This window comes from Flagellimonas alvinocaridis, from assembly GCF_004916895.1.
GTDB lineage: Bacteria > Bacteroidota > Bacteroidia > Flavobacteriales > Flavobacteriaceae > Flagellimonas > Flagellimonas alvinocaridis.
Genome location: NZ_SNTZ01000004.1, coordinates 20,096 through 39,859, shown reverse-complemented (window position 1 = coordinate 39,859; position 19,764 = coordinate 20,096). Strand labels below are relative to the sequence as shown.

Below are 19,764 nucleotides of genomic sequence, written 5' to 3'. Positions count from 1 at the left end.
AATGAGCAAAGCGATTGAGAAATCTTTTTTGTAGAGATGTCTCACATTCATTCGAAATGACAGCTAGTTTTTACTCAATTCCTGCAATTTTTTCAAAGCTTCCAATCCCTTACCACCCAACAGAGCTTCCTTGGCTTTTTCAAAGCCGGCTTTTGGGGTAATACTTTCCACGGTGGCAATGGCCACTCCGGCATTGGCGCAGACCACATTGTTCTGTGCTTCGGTGCCCTTGCCATTCAATACATTCAAAAATATCTGTGCTGATGCCGCAATGTCCTCACCTCCGGTGATGTCTTTTTGGGAAATTTTATCAACCCCAAAGTCACTTGGGCTTAGCATGGCCTCGGTGTTGTTGGAAATGGTTTTGGTGTCTCCAGTCAAGGAAATTTCGTCATACCCGTCCAAGGCATGGAGTACCGTGAATTTTTTATCAGTATTCTGATAAAGGTATCCGTACATTCTGGCCAACTCTAAATTAAACACACCCACCATTTGATTTTTTGGAAAAGCGGGATTCACCATGGGGCCCAACATATTGAAAAAGGTCTTTACGGCCAGTTCCCTTCGGATGGGGGCCACATTTTTCATGGCGGGGTGGAACAAAGGGGCATGCAGCACACAAATACCCGCTTCCTCAATGGATTTCTTCAAGAAATCGGCCTCATTACTGAACTTGATGCCCAGGAATTCCATCACATTACTGCTCCCGCATTTTGAGGAAACTCCATAATTGCCATGCTTGGTCACTTTTACGCTGGCTCCGGCTGTTACAAATGAAGCCAGTGTGGAGATGTTGAAGGTGTCCTTACCATCACCGCCAGTTCCACAAAGGTCGATGGGGTCGTAATCGGATAAATCCACGGCCAGACAAAGTTCCAAGAGGGCATCCCGGAAGCCTTCCAGTTCTTCAATGGTGATGCTTCGCATCATATACACGGTAAGGAATGCCGCAATTTGAGAGGTGTTGTAATCGCCTTTGGCAATATTCACCAAAATCTGTTTGGCCTCTTCCTTGGGCAGTATCTCGTGATTGATAAGTTTATTTAATGTCTCTTTCATTCTTTTAGTATTTAGATATTAGAAGTGAGTATTGAAATGCTTCTCACTACCAAAATCCCATATCTCAAATCTATTTGCTATCCAACCAATTTTTTAGCATTTGTTTTCCTTCTGGTGTCAGTACGGACTCCGGGTGAAACTGTACGGCGGTCACATCGTACTTTTTATGACGAAGCGACATGATTTGTCCGTTTTCATCCACCGATGTGGTTTCCAGTTCCTCGGGTAGATTGGGGTCCACTACCCAAGAATGGTACCTCCCTACTTGGAGTTCTTTGGGCAATCCTTTATAAATTGGGTCGTCTTGGGTCACCGTGATGGTGGTGGCCACTCCGTGGTAAACTTGATCGAGGTTGATCAAGCTTCCTCCAAACACTTCACCGATGGCCTGTTGCCCCAGACACACCCCAAAAATCCGTTTGGTAGGGGAGTAGGTCTTGATAATTTCCTTGAGCAGTCCGGCTTCATCTGGAATCCCGGGTCCAGGAGACAATACTATAAGGTCAAAGGGTTCCACTTCCTCCAAAGTGAGCTGATCGTTCCGTTTTACAGTGACCTCACAATCCAAATCTTCAAGATAGTGCACCAAGTTATAGGTGAAGCTATCGTAGTTGTCTATCATTAAAATCTTTCTTCCCATGATCAGATGGTTTCTGCAATTTCAAGGGCTTTGTTCAATGCGCCCAATTTGTTATAGGTCTCTTGTAATTCGTCGTCCGGGTTGGAAGCAGCTACCAATCCTGCACCAGCCTGGTAGTGCAGTTCATGGTTTTTGCTCAAAAAGGTGCGGATCATGATGGCATGGTTAAAATTGCCCTTGAAATCCATAAAGCCAATGGCACCACCATAATAGGCCCTACTTGTTTTTTCATATTTTTCAATGAGTTGCATGGCCATATGTTTGGGCGCACCACTCAAGGTTCCCGCAGGGAAGGTATCGGCCACTACTTTCATGGTGGTGATGTCCTGTTTTTTTTCCGCGGTGACCTTCGACACCAAATGGATTACATGTGAGAAATACTGCACCTCCCGATACGTGTCCACATTTACGGTATTTCCATTGCGACTGAGATCGTTACGGGCCAAATCTACCAACATCACATGCTCGCTATTTTCCTTATTGTCCTGGGCCAATTGTTTGGCCAGTTCGGCGTCTTTTTCATCATTTCCGGTTCGTTTGTAGGTGCCGGCAATGGGATGGATTTCGGCTTTGCCGTCCTTTACGATCAATTGTGCTTCGGGCGAGCTGCCAAAGATCTTAAAGTTGCCATAATCAAAATAGAAGAGGTAAGGGGAGGGGTTAATGGAACGTAGTGCCCGGTATACATTGAATTCGTCCCCTTTGAATTTTTGGGTGAACCTTCGGGACAATACCAATTGGAACACATCCCCACGCTGACAGTGCTTTTTGGCCAGCTCCACATGGGCCTTATACTCTTCGTCCTTTAGGTTGGATTTGGGTTCGCCTTCCTTGGTGAAATTGTAGGAGGCGAAGTTCCGAACATTGAAAAGCTGTTCTATCTCATCCACATTGCTTTGGGTATTGTAGCAATGGGCAAAAAGATAGGCTTCGTTCTTAAAGTGGTTTATGGCAATGATGTTCTGATATACGGCGTAGTAAATATCCGGGATGCTGACAGAATCCTCCTTTTTCGAGATCTCTACATCCTCAAAATAGCGGACTGCATCGTAGGCCATATAGCCAAAAAGACCATTGTATATAAACTTGAACCCGTTTTGGGTCACCGAAAATTGCTGTCCGAAGTGGTGTATCACCTCGGTGACATCGGTTTCGGGTGTGATCGGGGTAATATCTTTGGAACCGTCAGGAAACCTTTGGGTAATGGTTTCATTTTCCACTTTGATGTAGGCAATGGGATTGCAGCAGATATATGAAAAACTGTTGTCGTTGGCATGGTAATCGCTACTTTCCAAAAGGATGCTGTTGGGGAACTTGTCCCGAATTTTCAGGTAGACGCTCACCGGGGTAATGGTGTCTGCCAGGATTTTTTTGTAATGGGTTTGAAGTTTATACATCTTAAACTGTTATAAATTAAAAAAGGCCTGTCGTGATGACAAGCCTCTTGTATGGTTATAATGGGGACTTAGCTCACGACTTTCGAAGTAAGTTGATCCACCACCAAGTATTTGCAATTCTGTGATTCATTGCTTCAAATATAGAAAGGAAAATTTAACCAGCAAACAAAGATTTGTTTTAAAATTGGAAATCCCGTCCAAGACAGTCTTAAACGGGATTCCCACACACTAAACAGGAGCTGATTACATCTGCAAATCAACTACCAAATCAAATTCATCATAAATCAATTTGTCCTTTGCTGTGCCAATAAGACCAGAGCTGTACTTGATGTCGTACTTGGTCCTATCTACTTTCAAAGTGGCAGTGGCTTTGCTTCCATAAACAGATACATCAAAAGTAACAGGCTTTGTAATGCCTTTTATGGTTAGGTCACCAGTAACTTCATAGCTATTTTTTCCCGAGGATTTTACTTTGGTGAACACTAATTTTGATGTTGGATTATTTTCAGTGGAAAAGAAATCAGCCGAACTTAAGTGTCCGTCCAATTTGTTCTTATAGTCGCCTTCCAGGTCAGTGGTATTTATAGAGGTCATGTCCACTACAAACTCACCGCCTACCAGTTTGTCGCCGTCAAATTCCAAGGCACCGGATTGCAATTTTACGGTTCCGGTATGGGAACCGGCAACCTTGTATGCTTTCCAGGTTACTTTGCTTTCTTCGGCCTTAACGGTTTTGGTTTCTTTTTCAATAGGATTTGCCATTGTGGAAGCACCAATGAACGTGGTCAATACCAAGCTTAAAATTGTCTTTTTCATGATTGTGTTTAATTTTTGTTTTTAAATGTTACGATTATATATGGGTGAATAATTCCTCTTTTGATTTTCTGACCTTTGGCAAATGTTGGGTTTCATCCTCTTGGGATCGGTAGCCTACTGCCAATACTACAGCCGCATTTAGATTTTTATCGGTAAGGCCCAAGATTCTGTTGTATTCTTCCGGTTGAAAACCTTCCATGGGACAGGTGTCTATTTGCAGTTCCGCGGCAGCCTGCAAGGCGTTGCCTAAAGCGATGTACACTTGTTTTCCCGCCCAGCTTGCTTTCACATCGGTGGGTAGGCCCAACAAGTTGGATTTCATCATCTCGGCATAGCCATTGAGGCCATCCAAAGGAATATCTCTTGTATCACTCAGATTGGTAATGAAATCATCTACCAACTCCTCGCCAAAATCCGTTGCATGGGCAAACACGATAAGGTGCGATGCATCCTTGATTTGAGTCTGGTTCCAAGAAACGGGTTTTAGTTTTTCCCTGATTTCGGGATCGGTGATCACAAATACGTGATACGGTTGCAAACCATAGGAAGAGGCACTCAAACGCGTTGCTTCCAATAGTGTCTCAAGATCTTGATGCGATATTTTTTTTGATGCATCAAATTTTTTGGTGGCGTACCGCCATGTTCTATGTTCTAAAATGTTGTTCATTGTATTAAAATTTATCCAATAAGAGGTTTAATTGTTCCAATTCTTGTTTTGAGAAATGTTGAACGATTTCATTTTCGGTCTCGGCCACTACTTTATCCATTTGGGTCAAAGCTTGGGAACCACTTTCGGTAATCAAAATTTCGACCTTTCGTCGGTTTGATGGACACACGCAGCGATCAACATATCCCTTGGCCAAAAGTTTGTCAACCAACCGGGTGGTATTGCTCATCTTGGTCACCATCCGTTCGTTTAGTGTGGACAAGTTGGCCGGCTTGCCTTTCTGTCCTCTAAGAATGCGCAATACGTTAAATTGTTGGAGCGAAACCTCAAAAGGCTTTAAAGCATTTCCCACATGTTCATAGATTTTGTTGTGAATCAGGGTGATGTGAATCAACGTTCGCGTCTCCAACGGCATTTTCTTAGTTGTCTTTATGATTTCCTCAACATTCATGTATAAACAATATTTGTATATACAAATGTATGTTGAATTTTTGTTTCTACCTTTGACTTGACAGATAAATTTTTGTTAAAACAGAAATGAAGGCAGTTACAATTTGTAAATTTAATAGGTTAAAATTCAGATAATGAAGAACTTGGTATTGATGATTGTATTGGTGTTGTCTATTGCTCTGGGGTGTGGAAACAAAACGGAAAAAGGGTCCGCAGAAAATCTTTCTGAGCCACAGGATTATGCGTTGGTGCAAACTAACAAGAATGAGGATGTAAAATTTCCTGTCTATGATTTTGAAGAGTTTGAACCACTTTTACATAAAGACGATGGTAAGACCTATATTATAAACTTTTGGGCTACCTGGTGCAAACCCTGTATAGTGGAACTGCCCTATTTTGAACGAATCAATGCAGAGCAAAAAGATAACAATGTGGAAGTGTTGTTGGTCAGTTTGGATATGCCCAATATGTGGAAGTCCAGATTGGAGCCCTTTGTGGAAAAGAAGGGCATGAAATCCAAAGTGGTCATTTTGGACGATCCCAAACAAAACGAATGGATTCCCAAAGTATCTGAAGAGTGGGGAGGAGGCATACCGGCTACCTTAATATATAATAAGGAGAAAAGAAACTTTTATGAAAAAGGTTTCACCTACGAGGAATTAAATCAAGAGTTGGACAAATTTTTAAACTAAACGTCATGAGAACAATTAAGATGTTTGGATTGTTTGTGTTGGTTCTGTCCTTGGGAGCCTTTACAGTATCTTCCAACCTTGATGTTGATGGATATGGGATTGGTGACGTTGCAACAGATTTCTCGCTCAAGAATATAGACGGAAACATGGTCTCCCTCTCAGATTTTAAAGAAGCGAAGGGCTATTTGGTCATTTTCACCTGTAACACCTGCCCCTATTCAGTGGCTTACGAAGATCGTATAAATGCTTTGGACGCCAAGTACAAACCCCAAGGAATACCTGTAATTGCAATCAACCCAAATAATCCGGCAGCCAAACCGGGTGATAGTTTTGAGAAAATGAAGGCCCGTGCTGCGGAAAAGAATTTTTCATTCCCATACTTGTTTGATAAAGGCCAAACCATATACCCTCAATACGGCGCCACACGAACGCCACATGTTTTTTTACTGGAAAAAACAGACCGTGGTAATGTGGTGAAATATATTGGTGCCATTGACGACAACTATCGTGATGCGTCCCAGGTAGAGGAAAAATTTGTTGAGAATGCCGTGGATGCCCTGTTGGCTGGAAAGGAAATCAAAACCAAGACCACAAAGGCCATTGGGTGTGGCATTCGATAGGAACAGATAAAATTTATAGTATTGAAATCCGGAGTAACGCTTCGGATTTTTATTTTTGCAGAATCTAAACCTATAGCAATTATGGATTTATCACAAGAAGAGTGGACAGAGCAATTGGAAAATGATGACAATGCCGTTATTTTGGATGTCAGGACCCCAGAAGAAATTGAAGAAGGGTATATTCCAAATGCCATCAAAATAGACATTTATTTAGGTCAGGAGTTTATTGATGAGCTGGAGGAATTGGACAAATCCAAGAATTACTACGTTTATTGTAGGTCGGGTAACCGAAGCGGACAGGCCTGCGCGATCATGAACAGCATTGGCTTTGAAAACACCTATAACCTTGAAGGAGGATTCATGAACTGGGAAGGTGAGGTGGCCGAGTAACCAAGGCTGACAAAATCACCTATTTTTTAGATTGTTCCAAAAATGTTGGCCAATTTAGTATATTGTCGGCATGAAGGAAGACTTGCTCCATTTTATATGGGGGCAAAAAAAGCTTCATGGAAGACAACTTACCTCAACTGCCAACGAAGCCATATACATTAAGGCCCCGGGAGTCCCAAATCAGTATGCAGGTCCAGATTTTTTCAATGCCAGAGTGGAAATCGGTTCGCAAACCTGGGTGGGCAATGTGGAAATCCATCTGAAATCCTCGGATTGGTATGCCCATCATCATGAGATTGACCCCAACTACGATAATGTTATTCTACATGTGGTTTGGGAAGATGATATTTCCATTTTTCGGAAAGATGGATCGCCAATTTGCACTTTGGAGGTTAAAAACTATGTATCTACCGGATTGCTGGGTCGGTACAGGAATCTATTGGAAAATGCAAGGCCAAAATTTATCAATTGCGAAAAGGATTTTGGTGGAATTGATACGTTCTTGGTAGAAAATTGGCTCCACAGGCTCTATATTGAACGCCTAGAACAAAAATCCAATTTCATTTTTGAACTTCTTCAAAAGTCCAACAGCGATTGGGAAGGGGTACTGTTTACCCTATTGGCCAAGAATTTTGGGACCAAGGTCAATGGTAAATATTTTCTGGAGCAAGCCCAAAAGCTGGATTTTTCCATAGTCAGAAAAGCAAGTGGTGAATGGTGGCAACTTGAAAGCCTGCTATTTGGGCACTTTGGACTTTTGCACATGGATGATTTCCCGGACCAATATTATTTGCATCTCAAAAAGGAGTATCAATATCTGACCAGAAAATTTGGCTTGTCATCAGCTTTGGGAAAGCCTGATTTTTATGGATTGCGTCCTGCCAATTTTCCTACCATAAGAATATCACAATTGGCGCATCTTTACGTAAAACAGCAACATCTTTTCTCCCATCTCATGGAGCTTGAAGATTTGCAGGATTTTTATAAGAGCTTCCATATAGGTGTAGCCACCTACTGGGAAAACCATTATACCTTTGGTAAAGAATCCAAGAAGAGTCAAAAAAGGCTTTCCAAAAGTTTTATCGATTTGTTGGTTATAAACACCGTGATTCCCCTCAAATTTTGTCATGCAAAACATATGGGCAAAGATGTAAACGATGAGCTAATTTCTTTGGTTTCGCAAATTGGAAAGGAAAAAAACACCATTGTGGATGGATTCACAAGTTTGGGTTCCCCCACAAAAAATGCACTCGAAAGTCAGGCCAAAATTCAACTACACACCCAATACTGCTCAAAAAATAAATGTCTTCAATGCGCATTGGGCGTCCATTTATTGAACAGAAATACATAATTTTAGCCATGGCTTTATTCTACGATACGCTGTACTATTTCCAAAAAAGGGGTTTTGAGGTCTGCAGGCGCATAGCGGAACGCTTGGGCATTCGTGCAAGAGTGGTGCGTACTACTTTTATATATCTCACCTTTGTTACCCTAGGATTTGGTTTTGCCCTCTACCTCTTTATTGCATTTTGGTTAAAGATCAAGGATTTGGTCTACACCAAGAGAACCTCGGTTTTTGATCTGTAAAATATGATACGACTCCTGCGCTCAAAAATAGTATTGGCCCTGTCTTTAATGGTGTTGGTTCTATTGTTCGGCGTAGTGGGCTATCGGTTAATATCCGATTATACTTGGATTGAAGCCCTCTACATGACCATAATCACGGTTACTACTGTGGGTTTTTCGGAAGTTAGGCCATTGGATGCCGAAGCAAAGATTTTTACTGTAATTTTAATTGTGACCAGTGTTTTCATTTTTGCTTTTGCCATATCGGTGGTCACGGAATATATTTTGGGAAGAAGCTCCTTGGAGCTGTTAAAAAAGAAAAAAGTGAGAAAACAGATAGAAAGTCTCTCAAAACATGTAGTGGTCTGCGGTTTTGGTAGAAATGGTATGCAGGCGGCAGAAAAGCTGATGGCTTACAACAAACCTTTTGTGGTAATAGAACGGGACAAGGAAGTTATTGAGCGTTACGAAAATGAGATCTTGTTCGTGGAAGGCGATGCCAATGAGGACGATATCTTACTGCAAGCAGGCATAGAAAAGGCCCAATACTTGATCACCGCCGTACCCGATGATGCTGCCAACTTGTTCATTGTACTTTCTGCCCGGCAATTGAACAAACAACTCTTCATTATAAGTAGGGCTTCCCAGGTGACCTCGTTAAAAAAATTGGAGTTTGCGGGAGCGGACAAGGTAATCATGCCCGATAAGATAGGGGGAGACCATATGGCATCGCTGGTGGTCATGCCCGATTTGATCACTTTTATGGATAAACTATCCGTGGAAGGCGAACATACCACCAATTTGGAAGAAGTGGAGATCGAGGAGTTTACCAACCAAATAGATTGCAGTTCCATACGTGATTTGGATCTGCGTAGAAAAACAGGTTGCACTATAATAGGGTACATAGCTCCCGATGGTGAATATATTATCAACCCAGAAGCAGATGTGGTACTTCAACCCAAAAGCAAGGTGATTGTATTGGGTAGGCCGGAACAAATACGAAAACTCAACCAAATGTTTCGAATAGGATAGTTAAAAGATCATTAAATTTTTCTGCGTAAATTTTTTTTATGATATTGCCCGAATTACATCAAATCAAATAATCAAAAACTCATTTATGAAGTATAAACTTCTTTCAGTTTTAACCTTATTGTTGCCACTATCAACTTTTGCACAAGAAGCTACAAAGAAAGGCTTGGATGAGCGTGTAAACGACGCATTCATGCCTTTTGCTGTTTGGTGGGAAGGATTCGTCCTTACATCGATACCAGTAGGACAGTACAACGTGCCCATTGTTCTTATTTTGTTGGTTTTTGGAGCGACATTTTTTACAATTTATTTCAAATTCCCCAACATTTTAAAGTTTCCGTTGGCCATCAACGTGGTGCGGGGCAAATATGAGGAAGTTGAAATGTACGGTCTTGAAAAAGTGGAATTGCACATGACTGATGATGGTGATATCCCTGATACCATTCGCGATGAAAGCGAAGAAGGGGAGGTAAGCCATTTTCAGGCACTGGCAACTGCGGTTTCAGGAACAGTTGGCTTAGGAAACATAGCTGGTGTTGCCGTAGCTATTGCACTTGGTGGTCCCGGGGCTACCTTTTGGATGATTGTCTGTGGATTAATCGGGATGTCAACCAAATTTGTGGAATGTACTCTTGGGGTAAAATACAGGGATGTTGACGATAATGGAGTGGTTCATGGTGGTCCTATGTACTACTTGTCAAGAGGTCTTGAGAAAAAGGGGCTTAAAAGCCTAGGGAAAATATTGGCTGTCATTTTTGCCATATTGTGCGTTGGTGCCTCCTTCGGAGGAGGAAACGCATTTCAATCCAACCAAGCTGCGGTACAGTTGTCCACCATGTTTAATTTAGAAGGTGGAGCAGTTGGTGTGGTCATAGGGATTGTATTGGCTGTTTTGGTAGGAATTGTGATTATTGGAGGTATCAAAAAGATTGCCAGTGTCACTGAGAAGATTGTTCCGTTTATGGCTGTGATTTATGTAATTGCTTCCTTGATTATCATTTTTGCCAACATCAAGTACATCGGAGATGCGGTTTCCATGATTTTTGCTGGAGCATTTACGCCAGAAGCAGGTTTGGGAGGTATTTTGGGAGTAATCATAGTTGGATTTCAACGAGCGGCTTTTTCCAATGAGGCAGGTGCTGGTTCTGCATCTATTGCCCACTCCGCGGTAAAAACCAAGTATGCTGCTTCTGAAGGATTGGTGGCGCTTATGGAGCCTTTTATTGATACGGTTGTTATCTGTACAATGACCGCTTTGGTGATTATCTTTTTTAATATGGATGCTGGGGCTTTCGATTATGGAAATGCAGTTGGAAGTACAGTTTTGATCAATGAGTCCGGCACTTATATTGGAGGTGTGGATTTGACCTCAATGGCCTATGATTCTGTAATACCTGGATTTAGATATGTGCTTACTATTGCTATCGTCTTGTTTGCCTTCTCAACTATGATTTCATGGTCTTACTATGGACTCCAATCCTGGAAGTATCTCTTTGGAAGGGGCAAGACCGCGGATATAGCTTACAAAATACTGTTCTTGTTGTTCGTGGTGATTGGAGCTGCAGCTACTTTGGATGCGGTCATTAAATTCTCCGATGCCATGATTTTGGCACTTGTATTCCCAAATATGGTGGGGCTACTTATCCTGTTCCCAAGGGTGAAAGATGAATTAAAAAGATATACGAAGGCCATTAATAAGGTCTACTGATACTATTTCAATTGGAAAAAAAAGGATTCCACTTCCGGTTCAACAAGCAAGAACGAAGTGGAATCTTTTTTTTGTTGCTAATTATTTTTATCCTTCAAGGGATATTTTTCTACATAAAAGCGAAACCGTTTAACGGCAATAAAAGGATTGCGATCAATACCGATGCCCAATCCAGACTGGATAGCTTAAAGCAGGAAAGTCAAATCAGCGCCTTGAAAATTTTTCCGTTCAATCCAAATTATATCACCGACCACAAAGGGTATGTTTTGGGAATGTCGTCAAAAGAATTGGATAAATTATTTGCCTTCCGGGCCAAGGGAAGGTTTGTGAATTCGGCGCAAGAGTTTCAACAAGTGACCCAAGTTTCAGATTCCCTGTTGGAAACCATGTCGCCATACTTTAAGTTTCCCAATTGGGATAAAAAGGATGATTCGAAAAAGCACTTTCATCCTATTGAAGAGAAACCTGTTGAGGTTACTGACCTTAACAGGGCAACTCCTGAAGAATTAATGGACGTAAATGGTATAGGGCCAAAACTTTCCCAGAGAATTGTCAAGTTTCGGGACAGGCTGGGTGGATTTTTGGTCACTGAACAGCTTTATGATGTATATGGCTTGGAGCCGGAAGTGGTACAGCGTGCCATGGAGCGTTTTCAAGTGCATCAACCGCCTGCCGTCAAAAAAATCAGCATAAACACCGCCACAGTAGAAGAATTGTCAAAACTGGTCTATATAACTACTGATATGGCCCATGCCATTGTTCGGTATCGGGAGGAGAACGGGGCATTTGGTGCATTGGACGAATTAAGCAACCTAAAGGTATTGCCTGCGGAAAGGATTGGGAGAATTAAGCTATATTTGACCCTATAAAATTGCACGAATGGTTACAGATACCTTGTATACTATGAACTTTGATTATTCGGAGACCCAAAAAATGGTTGCTGAGTCTGCCCGGGAGTTTGCCCAGCAGTATATTTTTCCACATGTCATGGAATGGGACGAAACCCAAACTTTTCCTATTGAGGTTTTTAAAAAAGCTGGCGAAATGGGATTTATGGGGATTTTGGTTCCAGAGGAATTGGGAGGTTCTGGACTGGGATATCATGAATATATTGCCATTTTGGAAGAAATTTCCAAAGTCGACCCGTCTATTGGCTTGTCGGTTGCAGCTCATAATTCGCTATGTACCAACCATATCTTGAGTTTTGGTGACGAAGAGCAAAAACAAAGGTGGATTCCTAAATTGGCAACTGCCGAATGGTTGGGAGCTTGGGGACTAACGGAACACAATACAGGTTCTGATGCCGGTGGTATGAACACCACGGCAGTGAAAGATGGAGATCATTGGATTTTAAATGGTTCCAAAAATTTTATTACCCATGGAAAGAGTGGTGATATTGCCGTAGTGATAGCACGTACTGGAGAAAAAGGGGATAGCCATGGAATGACAGCCTTTGTCGTGGAAAAGGGAACCAAAGGATTCACCAGTGGTAAAAAAGAAGACAAGTTGGGAATGCGGGCCAGTGAAACCGCAGAACTTATATTTTCAGATTGTAGGATACCCGATGCAAACAGGTTGGGAGCAGTAGGGGATGGTTTTATCCAATCCATGAAGGTGTTGGATGGAGGAAGGATTTCCATTGGAGCACTATCCTTGGGAGTGGCCAAAGGTGCATATGAGGCTGCTTTGAAGTATTCCAAAGAACGAACCCAATTTGGCAAGCCCATTTGTGAATTTCAAGGTATATCCTTTAAATTGGCAGATATGGTCACGGAAATTGAGGCTTCGGAACTATTGCTCCATAAAGCAGCGTTCCTGAAAAATGAGGGTCGGCCTATGACCAAACTCGGGGCCATGTGCAAAATGTACGCATCGGAAGTGTGTGTCAAAGTGGCCAATGAGGCGGTTCAAATCCATGGAGGTTATGGGTATACGAAAGATTTCCCAGTGGAGAAGTTTTATCGTGACTCCAAGCTTTGTACCATAGGGGAAGGTACCACGGAAATCCAAAAAGTGGTGATTTCCAGAAATATTCTAAAGTAATTTGTTTGTTAATAGTATTTAGGTGTATATTTGCACTCCAAAATTCTAAAAGAAAGGAGGTTGTAGCCCATGTTAATTATACCAGTAAAAGAAGGAGAAAACATCGATAGAGCTTTAAAGCGTTTCAAGCGTAAGTTTGATAAGACCGGGACCATGCGTCAGTTGAGAAGCAGACAGCAGTTCACTAAACCTTCCGTACAGCGTAGAGCTGAGATTCAGAAAGCACAGTACATTCAAGGCTTGAGGGACCAAGAGGAAGTATAGGCTCTTGAATAGAACATATAAAGTATCCCGTTTCATTTTTGGAACGGGATTTTTGTTTTTAGGGACTTCGCAAATGTATTTGGTATACCTTTGAGGTATGTCTGTTGTAGCTTTCACATCCTATCTACGTTTGGAAAAGAATTATTCCGAACATACGGTCAAGGCTTATGAACGGGATATTGAAGAATTTTCCATGTTTTGTAAGCAAGATCATCAAGTGGAATCCATAGACTCCATGGACTACCCCATTATCAGAAATTGGATTGTATCCTTATCCAATACAGGGCTATCCAACAGGTCTATCAACAGAAAAATATCCTCACTCCAAGCCTATTACAAGTTTTTAATGAAAATAGGTGAAATAAAGAGCACCCCATTGGCCAAGCACAAGGCGCTCAAAACAGAGAAAAAAGTGGAAGTACCCTTTTCGGAACAGGAAATGGATGAAATCTTGTCGGAAATACCTTTTGAGGATAATTTTGAGGGGATGCGGGATAAACTCATCATTGAGCTTTTGTATACGACCGGGATGCGTAGGACAGAGCTTGTGAACCTGAACCTCGGGGCAGTGGATTTTTCCAATGCAACATTAAAGGTTTTGGGGAAAAGAAACAAAGAACGGATTCTCCCGTTACTGCCTGCCACAGTTGAACTTATTAAGGAATACCTGATATACCGTTCCAGATTGCAGAAAATAGAAAATCCTGCATTTATTTTTCTTACCAAAGAAGGAGCTAAAATTTATGAAACACTTGTTTATCGTATCATAAATAAGTATTTTAGTTTAGTGTCCCCCAAGGTAAAAAAGAGTCCACATATATTAAGGCACACCTTTGCAACACACTTGCTTAACGGGGGGGCGGATTTAAATTCGGTTAAAGAATTATTGGGCCATTCAAGTTTGGCTTCGACACAAGTCTATACGCACAACAGTATAGCAGAACTAAAAAAGGTTCACCAAAAGGCCCACCCTAGGAACAAGAAGTGAAATTCTTGTATTGTTTAACTTCGCTGTCGCTTGACAGCACTAAAATCATATCTTATGAAAGTAAATGCGCAATCGGTAAATTTTGTAGCTGATGGTAAGCTTCTGGACTTTATCCAAAAGAGAATGGATAAAATGGAATTGTTCTATGACAAGGTCATTGACTCGGATGTTTATTTAAAGGTGGAGAACACCAGTGCAAAAGAGAATAAGATAGTGGAAATCATGGTATCTGTCCCAGGGGATAAGATGATGGTTAAAAAGCAATGTAAGTCCTTTGAGGAGGCGGTCGATTCAGCCTGTAGTTCCTTGGAAAGACAGTTGGTAAGGCGAAAGGAAAAACTCAGGGCCAAGGTTTGATCAAAATTTTTCAAATTTTATTTTGAATAAAAAAATAAATCTCTACATTTGCAGTCCGTTAGAAATAGCGGACTTTTTTATGTTCAAAAAAGCGGTAAAAATGCCGATATAGCTCAGCTGGCTAGAGCAGCTGATTTGTAATCAGCAGGTCGTGGGTTCGAGTCCCTCTATCGGCTCGTAAGATACTGAAAATAAGGCGGGGAGATACTCAAGCGGCCAACGAGGACAGACTGTAAATCTGTTGGTTTTCACCTTCGCAGGTTCGAATCCTGCTCTCCCCACGAAGTTGTTAGCGAACAACAGGACGTGGAAAGTTTTTTGAAATGTTGAAGTTTTTTGGGTGTAAGTCCCAAATAAAAATGCGGGAGTAGCTCAGTTGGTAGAGCGTCAGCCTTCCAAGCTGAATGTCGCCGGTTCGAACCCGGTCTCCCGCTCTAAACCGATTTTGGAACAAAAGATTTCAAAATTGTGTAGGTTGAAGTTTAACATGCTGGACTTGCAACTTTAAACGCTAAACCTGAAAACGCAATAAGCCGGTGTAGCTCAGGGGTAGAGCGTTTCCTTGGTAAGGAAGAGGTCAGGGGTTCAAATCCCCTCATTGGCTCAAAACGATTTGTACACTAATATAAACTAAGATTAAAATCATTTTAAAATGGCAAAGGAAACTTTTGATCGTTCCAAACCCCACTTAAATATTGGTACCATTGGTCACGTGGATCACGGTAAAACTACCTTGACTGCTGCCATCACTACCGTATTGGCTAACGCGGGATTGTCAGAGCTTAGAAGCTTTGATTCTATTGATAACGCTCCCGAGGAAAAAGAAAGAGGTATTACCATTAACACTTCTCACGTAGAGTATCAAACTGAAAACCGTCACTACGCACACGTTGACTGTCCTGGTCACGCGGATTACGTAAAGAACATGGTAACTGGTGCTGCTCAGATGGACGGTGCTATTTTGGTTGTTGCTGCAACTGATGGTCCTATGCCTCAGACTCGTGAGCACATCCTTTTGGGTCGTCAGGTAGGTATTCCTCGTATCGTTGTTTTCTTGAACAAAGTTGACATGGTTGATGATGAGGAGCTTTTGGAACTTGTTGAAATGGAAGTAAGGGAATTGCTTTCTTTCTATGAGTACGATGGTGACAATGGACCTGTTATTGCTGGTTCTGCACTTGGTGCTTTGAACGGTGAGCAAAAATGGGTTGATACCGTAATGGAGTTGATGAAAGCTGTTGATGAGTGGATCGAGCTTCCTGAGAGAGATGTTGATAAGCCTTTCTTGATGCCTATTGAAGACGTATTTACCATTACTGGTCGTGGTACCGTAGCTACTGGTCGTATCGAAACAGGTGTTGCCAACACTGGTGATGCTGTTGATATTATCGGTATGGGTGCTGAGAAATTGTCTTCTACTATCACTGGGGTTGAGATGTTCCGTAAGATTTTGGATAGAGGTGAAGCTGGTGATAACGTAGGTCTTCTTTTGAGAGGTATCGAAAAATCCGATATCAAAAGAGGTATGGTAATCTGTAAGCCAGGTTCCGTTAAGCCACACGCTAAATTCAAAGCTGAGGTCTATATCCTTAAGAAAGAAGAAGGTGGTCGTCACACTCCATTCCACAACAACTACCGTCCTCAGTTCTACGTTCGTACAACTGACGTAACTGGAAACATTGTGCTTCCTGATGGAGTTGAAATGGTTATGCCAGGTGATAACTTGACAATCACTGTTGATTTGATTCAGCCAATCGCATTGAACGTAGGTCTACGTTTCGCTATCCGTGAAGGTGGTAGAACTGTTGGAGCTGGTCAGGTTACTGAAATTTTAGATTAATCATTTTTGAAAATAATGCACTAAAGGGTGTCCCGGATTCTCGGGATACCTTTCAGTGTAATTATAAACGGGTGTAGCTCAGTTGGTAGAGCACTGGTCTCCAAAACCAGGTGTCGGGAGTTCGAGTCTCTCCTCCCGTGCAAGAAAATACAAGCAGTACTATGTTGACTTATATTAAGGAATCCTTCGAGGAATTAAAGAATAATGTTACTTGGTTGGATAGGGACAAGGCCTCTAACCTAATGGTGGTTGTGGCTGTATTCTCAATCATCTTTGCCTTGGCAACATGGGGTGTGGATGAACTTTTTAGCAAGTTGGTAGGATTGTATTTTGAACAAATAATAGGTTAAGTCGGTATGTCTGAAGTTCTTGAGAAAAAATGGTACGTGGTACGGGCTGTCAGTGGTCAAGAAAATAAGATCAAGGGCTACATAGAGAGTGAGGTAGAGCGCAATGGTTTTGGCGACTATCTTGAAGAAGTCCTTGTGCCTACCGAGAAAGTTGTACAAATCAGAAACGGAAAGAAAATCAATAAAGAAAGGGTTTACTTTCCGGGATATATAATGATCAAAGCCAATCTTGGTGGTGAAATGGTGCATATTATACGTTCCATAACCAATGTGATTGGATTTTTGGGTGAAACCAAAGGTGGTGATCCCGTGCCTTTGAGAAAATCAGAGGTGAACCGAATGCTTGGGAAAGTGGATGAACTGGCTGTCAATACAGACAATGTGGCCATTCCATTTGTGTTGGGTGAAACGGTAAAAGTTATTGATGGTCCTTTCAACGGATTCAATGGAACTGTTGAAAAAGTCAATGAAGAAAAGCGTAAGCTAGAGGTAATGGTTAAGATTTTTGGCAGAAAAACACCATTGGAACTTAGCTATATGCAAGTCGAGAAAGTATAGACTCAAGACCGGGAGAAACAAGATAAAAGACGATGAATGTCTTGACTCATGGTTCTATAAGTTTTGAATCAGAAAAGTTAAGAATTAAATTGAGCTGTTACATATATAAAGCTGTGTTGCTTCCAATTGACACACTTTAAATTTAATTAGAAACAATGGCAAAAGAAGTAGATAAGGTAGTTAAATTACAAGTTAGGGGAGGTGCTGCGAACCCATCGCCACCGGTTGGACCCGCCTTAGGTGCTGCTGGTGTTAACATCATGGAGTTCTGTAAGCAGTTTAATGCGCGTACACAGGACAAACAAGGCAAAGTATTGCCGGTTGTTATCACCGTTTACAAAGACAAATCTTTCGAGTTTGTTGTAAAGACACCACCTGCGGCAGTTCAATTGATGGAAGCAGCTAAGATTAAAAAAGGATCTGGCGAACCTAACAGGGTTAAGAACGGTTCGGTCTCTTGGGATCAAGTAAAGCAAATCGCCGAAGACAAAATGGTAGATTTGAATGCTTTTACAGTAGAGTCTGCAATGAGTATGGTTGCAGGTACTGCTAGATCTATGGGCCTTAAAATAGCCGGTAAAAGACCTTTTTAAAATCTTAAAAGCAATTTAGAATGGCAAGATTGACAAAAAAGCAAAAAGAAGCCCAAGCCAAAATAGATAAGAATAAACTCTATTCCTTGGAAGAGGCCTCTGCTTTGGTAAAAGAAATAACCAATGTAAAATTTGACGCTTCCATTGATTTGGCGGTTCGTTTGGGTGTAGATCCAAGAAAAGCAAATCAAATGGTGCGTGGCGTGGTTACCCTTCCCCATGGAACTGGTAAGGACGTTAAGGTTTTGGCACTGGTGACCCCTGATAAAGAAGCCGAAGCTCAAGAAGCTGGTGCCGACTATGTAGGGTTAGACGAATATTTGGATAAAATTAAAGGCGGTTGGACCGATGTTGATGTTATCATCACCATGCCAAGCGTTATGGGAAAATTAGGTCCATTAGGTCGCGTTTTGGGGCCAAGGGGATTAATGCCCAATCCAAAGACCGGAACCGTTACCATGGATGTGGCCAAGGCTGTATCTGAGGTAAAGGCTGGTAAGATAGACTTTAAAGTGGATAAAACGGGAATTGTACATGCCGCTATCGGTAAAGCTTCATTTTCTGCAGATAAAATTGCAGGAAATGCCAAGGAATTGATTGATACTTTGGTGAAGTTGAAGCCTGCCGCAGCAAAAGGAGTATACATGAAAAGTATCTACTTGTCCAGTACTATGAGTCCCAGTGTTCAATTGGATCCAAAAGCAGTTTAAGTAACTGGTAGTTCAATATTTTAACTATGACAAGAGAAGAAAAAGCAACAGTAATAGAAGATTTGACTGCACAGTTAGCTGAAACCGCCAATATTTACTTGGCAGATATTTCAGGATTGGATGCCGTTGCCACTTCTAACCTTAGAAGGGCATGTTTCAAGGCCAATATTAAACTTGCAGTGGTTAAGAACACCTTGCTTGCAAAAGCAATGGAAGCTTCTGATAAGGAATTTGGTGAACTTCCCGGCGTGTTGAAAGGCAATACATCCATGATGTTGTCCGAAACCGGAAATGCACCTGCGAAACTTATCAAGGACTTTAGAAAAAAATCAGATAAACCTTTGTTGAAGGGAGCCTTTATAGCTGAGGCCATATACATCGGGGACGAAAACCTTGAGGCACTTGTAAACATCAAGTCCAAAGAAGAAGTCATCGGAGATATTATCGGATTATTGCAATCACCGGCCAAGAATGTTATTTCTGGTCTTAAATCAGGTGGAGGCAAGTTGGCCGGTATCCTTAAGACATTATCTGAAAAAGAATAATTCGCGCACAATAAACTAAGTATATTTTTAAAATTTTTATTAAACGATAGAAAAATGGCAGATTTAAAAGATTTTGCAGAACAGTTGGTTAACCTTACAGTAAAAGAGGTAAATGAATTGGCCGACATATTGAAAGAAGAATACGGTATTGAGCCTGCTGCTGCTGCAGTAGCTGTTGCTGCTGGTGGTGGAGCCGCTGGTGGTGATGCTGAGGCTGCTGAGGAAAAATCAGAATTCGATGTAATCCTTAAAGCAGCTGGTGCTTCTAAATTGGCAGTTGTAAAATTGGTTAAGGAATTGACCGGTCTTGGACTGAAAGATGCTAAAGACATTGTTGACAGCGCACCAAAAGCTGTTAAGGAAGCTGTTTCTAAAGATGAGGCAGAAGGTATCAAAAAATCATTGGAAGAAGCAGGAGCAGAAGTTGAGCTTAAATAATAGCTTATACCATAAAGGTTTGGTTAAGGTCTTTCCATTTTTGG

The 19,764-nt window shown here is 41.6% G+C and carries 25 protein-coding genes and 5 tRNA genes; 24 read left to right on the top strand and 6 right to left on the bottom strand.

Going from position 1 to position 19,764, the window contains the following annotated elements; genetic code table 11:
• Positions 1-63 precede the first annotated feature (63 nt).
• The 6 genes from trpD to EZV76_RS09670 form a co-directional block, all read right to left on the bottom strand.
• Positions 64-1,059 carry an anthranilate phosphoribosyltransferase gene (trpD, locus tag EZV76_RS09695; protein WP_136566349.1) on the bottom strand — a complete coding sequence of 332 codons (996 nt, stop codon included), beginning with the start codon at positions 1,057-1,059 and terminating at the stop codon, positions 64-66.
• Positions 1,060-1,129: 70 nt separating this feature from the next.
• Positions 1,130-1,699, bottom strand: coding sequence for an anthranilate synthase component II (locus EZV76_RS09690; protein WP_136566348.1), 570 nt, complete (start codon positions 1,697-1,699; stop codon positions 1,130-1,132).
• A 2-nt stretch (positions 1,700-1,701) separates the two neighbouring features.
• Positions 1,702-3,096: an anthranilate synthase component I family protein gene (locus EZV76_RS09685; protein WP_136566347.1), complete on the bottom strand. Its 1,395-nt coding sequence runs from the start codon at positions 3,094-3,096 to the stop codon at positions 1,702-1,704.
• Positions 3,097-3,339: 243 nt separating this feature from the next.
• The gene (locus EZV76_RS09680) at positions 3,340-3,912 is read right to left on the bottom strand and encodes a YceI family protein (RefSeq protein WP_136566346.1); all 573 of its coding nucleotides are present in this window, start codon (positions 3,910-3,912) and stop codon (positions 3,340-3,342) included.
• Between the two features lie 34 nt (positions 3,913-3,946).
• Complete coding sequence (locus EZV76_RS09675) at positions 3,947-4,579, bottom strand: NAD(P)H-dependent oxidoreductase (RefSeq protein ID WP_136566345.1); 633 nt, start codon at positions 4,577-4,579, stop codon at positions 3,947-3,949.
• 4 nt (positions 4,580-4,583) lie between these two features.
• Complete coding sequence (locus EZV76_RS09670) at positions 4,584-5,030, bottom strand: MarR family winged helix-turn-helix transcriptional regulator (RefSeq protein WP_136566344.1); 447 nt, start codon at positions 5,028-5,030, stop codon at positions 4,584-4,586.
• 133 nt (positions 5,031-5,163) lie between these two features.
• On the opposite strand from EZV76_RS09670, the gene EZV76_RS09665 reads away from it, so the two are divergent.
• The 24 genes from EZV76_RS09665 (at position 5,164) to rplL (ending at position 19,720) form a co-directional block, all read left to right on the top strand.
• A complete protein-coding gene (locus tag EZV76_RS09665; RefSeq protein WP_201741852.1) occupies positions 5,164-5,721 on the top strand; it encodes a TlpA disulfide reductase family protein in 558 nt (185 codons plus the stop codon).
• Positions 5,722-5,726: 5 nt separating this feature from the next.
• On the top strand, positions 5,727-6,341 hold the full coding sequence (locus EZV76_RS09660; protein ID WP_136566343.1) for a thioredoxin family protein: 615 nt from the start codon (positions 5,727-5,729) through the stop codon (positions 6,339-6,341).
• Positions 6,342-6,419: 78 nt separating this feature from the next.
• Positions 6,420-6,731, top strand: a complete 312-nt coding sequence (locus EZV76_RS09655; protein WP_136566604.1) for a rhodanese-like domain-containing protein — start codon at positions 6,420-6,422, stop codon at positions 6,729-6,731.
• 70 nt (positions 6,732-6,801) lie between these two features.
• The gene (locus EZV76_RS09650; RefSeq protein WP_136566342.1) at positions 6,802-8,082 is read left to right on the top strand and encodes a DUF2851 family protein; all 1,281 of its coding nucleotides are present in this window, start codon (positions 6,802-6,804) and stop codon (positions 8,080-8,082) included.
• A gap of 8 nt (positions 8,083-8,090) precedes the next feature.
• Positions 8,091-8,318 carry a PspC domain-containing protein gene (locus EZV76_RS09645; RefSeq protein WP_116217522.1) on the top strand — a complete coding sequence of 76 codons (228 nt, stop codon included), beginning with the start codon at positions 8,091-8,093 and terminating at the stop codon, positions 8,316-8,318.
• 3 nt (positions 8,319-8,321) lie between these two features.
• Positions 8,322-9,329, top strand: coding sequence for a potassium channel family protein (locus tag EZV76_RS09640; RefSeq protein WP_136566341.1), 1,008 nt, complete (start codon positions 8,322-8,324; stop codon positions 9,327-9,329).
• An 85-nt stretch (positions 9,330-9,414) separates the two neighbouring features.
• Entirely contained in the window at positions 9,415-11,034 is a 1,620-nt protein-coding gene (locus tag EZV76_RS09635) for an alanine/glycine:cation symporter family protein (protein WP_136566340.1), read from the top strand.
• A gap of 11 nt (positions 11,035-11,045) precedes the next feature.
• The gene (locus EZV76_RS09630) at positions 11,046-11,903 is read left to right on the top strand and encodes a ComEA family DNA-binding protein (protein WP_136566339.1); all 858 of its coding nucleotides are present in this window, start codon (positions 11,046-11,048) and stop codon (positions 11,901-11,903) included.
• A gap of 34 nt (positions 11,904-11,937) precedes the next feature.
• Positions 11,938-13,077, top strand: a complete 1,140-nt coding sequence (locus tag EZV76_RS09625) for an acyl-CoA dehydrogenase family protein (protein ID WP_136566603.1) — start codon at positions 11,938-11,940, stop codon at positions 13,075-13,077.
• A 69-nt stretch (positions 13,078-13,146) separates the two neighbouring features.
• Entirely contained in the window at positions 13,147-13,341 is a 195-nt protein-coding gene (gene rpsU / locus EZV76_RS09620) for a 30S ribosomal protein S21 (protein ID WP_119642038.1), read from the top strand.
• 97 nt (positions 13,342-13,438) lie between these two features.
• On the top strand, positions 13,439-14,329 hold the full coding sequence (locus tag EZV76_RS09615) for a tyrosine-type recombinase/integrase (RefSeq protein ID WP_136566338.1): 891 nt from the start codon (positions 13,439-13,441) through the stop codon (positions 14,327-14,329).
• A 54-nt stretch (positions 14,330-14,383) separates the two neighbouring features.
• Entirely contained in the window at positions 14,384-14,686 is a 303-nt protein-coding gene (gene hpf / locus EZV76_RS09610) for a ribosome hibernation-promoting factor, HPF/YfiA family (RefSeq protein WP_136566337.1), read from the top strand.
• 102 nt (positions 14,687-14,788) lie between these two features.
• Positions 14,789-14,862 (top strand) — tRNA-Thr (locus EZV76_RS09605).
• A gap of 22 nt (positions 14,863-14,884) precedes the next feature.
• A tRNA-Tyr gene (locus tag EZV76_RS09600) sits at positions 14,885-14,967 on the top strand.
• Between the two features lie 80 nt (positions 14,968-15,047).
• A tRNA-Gly gene (locus EZV76_RS09595) sits at positions 15,048-15,120 on the top strand.
• A 98-nt stretch (positions 15,121-15,218) separates the two neighbouring features.
• Positions 15,219-15,290: transfer RNA gene (locus tag EZV76_RS09590), tRNA-Thr, on the top strand.
• Between the two features lie 48 nt (positions 15,291-15,338).
• Positions 15,339-16,526, top strand: coding sequence for an elongation factor Tu (gene tuf / locus EZV76_RS09585; protein ID WP_136566336.1), 1,188 nt, complete (start codon positions 15,339-15,341; stop codon positions 16,524-16,526).
• Positions 16,527-16,593: 67 nt separating this feature from the next.
• Positions 16,594-16,666, top strand: a tRNA-Trp gene (locus EZV76_RS09580).
• A 21-nt stretch (positions 16,667-16,687) separates the two neighbouring features.
• Entirely contained in the window at positions 16,688-16,876 is a 189-nt protein-coding gene (gene secE, locus EZV76_RS09575) for a preprotein translocase subunit SecE (protein WP_136566335.1), read from the top strand.
• A 6-nt stretch (positions 16,877-16,882) separates the two neighbouring features.
• Complete coding sequence (nusG, locus tag EZV76_RS09570) at positions 16,883-17,434, top strand: transcription termination/antitermination protein NusG (protein ID WP_136566334.1); 552 nt, start codon at positions 16,883-16,885, stop codon at positions 17,432-17,434.
• A gap of 155 nt (positions 17,435-17,589) precedes the next feature.
• Positions 17,590-18,027: a 50S ribosomal protein L11 gene (gene rplK / locus EZV76_RS09565; RefSeq protein WP_136566333.1), complete on the top strand. Its 438-nt coding sequence runs from the start codon at positions 17,590-17,592 to the stop codon at positions 18,025-18,027.
• A gap of 20 nt (positions 18,028-18,047) precedes the next feature.
• Positions 18,048-18,737, top strand: coding sequence for a 50S ribosomal protein L1 (gene rplA / locus EZV76_RS09560; RefSeq protein ID WP_136566332.1), 690 nt, complete (start codon positions 18,048-18,050; stop codon positions 18,735-18,737).
• 26 nt (positions 18,738-18,763) lie between these two features.
• A complete protein-coding gene (rplJ, locus tag EZV76_RS09555) occupies positions 18,764-19,282 on the top strand; it encodes a 50S ribosomal protein L10 (RefSeq protein WP_136566331.1) in 519 nt (172 codons plus the stop codon).
• Between the two features lie 54 nt (positions 19,283-19,336).
• Positions 19,337-19,720, top strand: coding sequence for a 50S ribosomal protein L7/L12 (gene rplL, locus EZV76_RS09550; protein ID WP_136566330.1), 384 nt, complete (start codon positions 19,337-19,339; stop codon positions 19,718-19,720).
• Positions 19,721-19,764 lie beyond the last annotated feature (44 nt).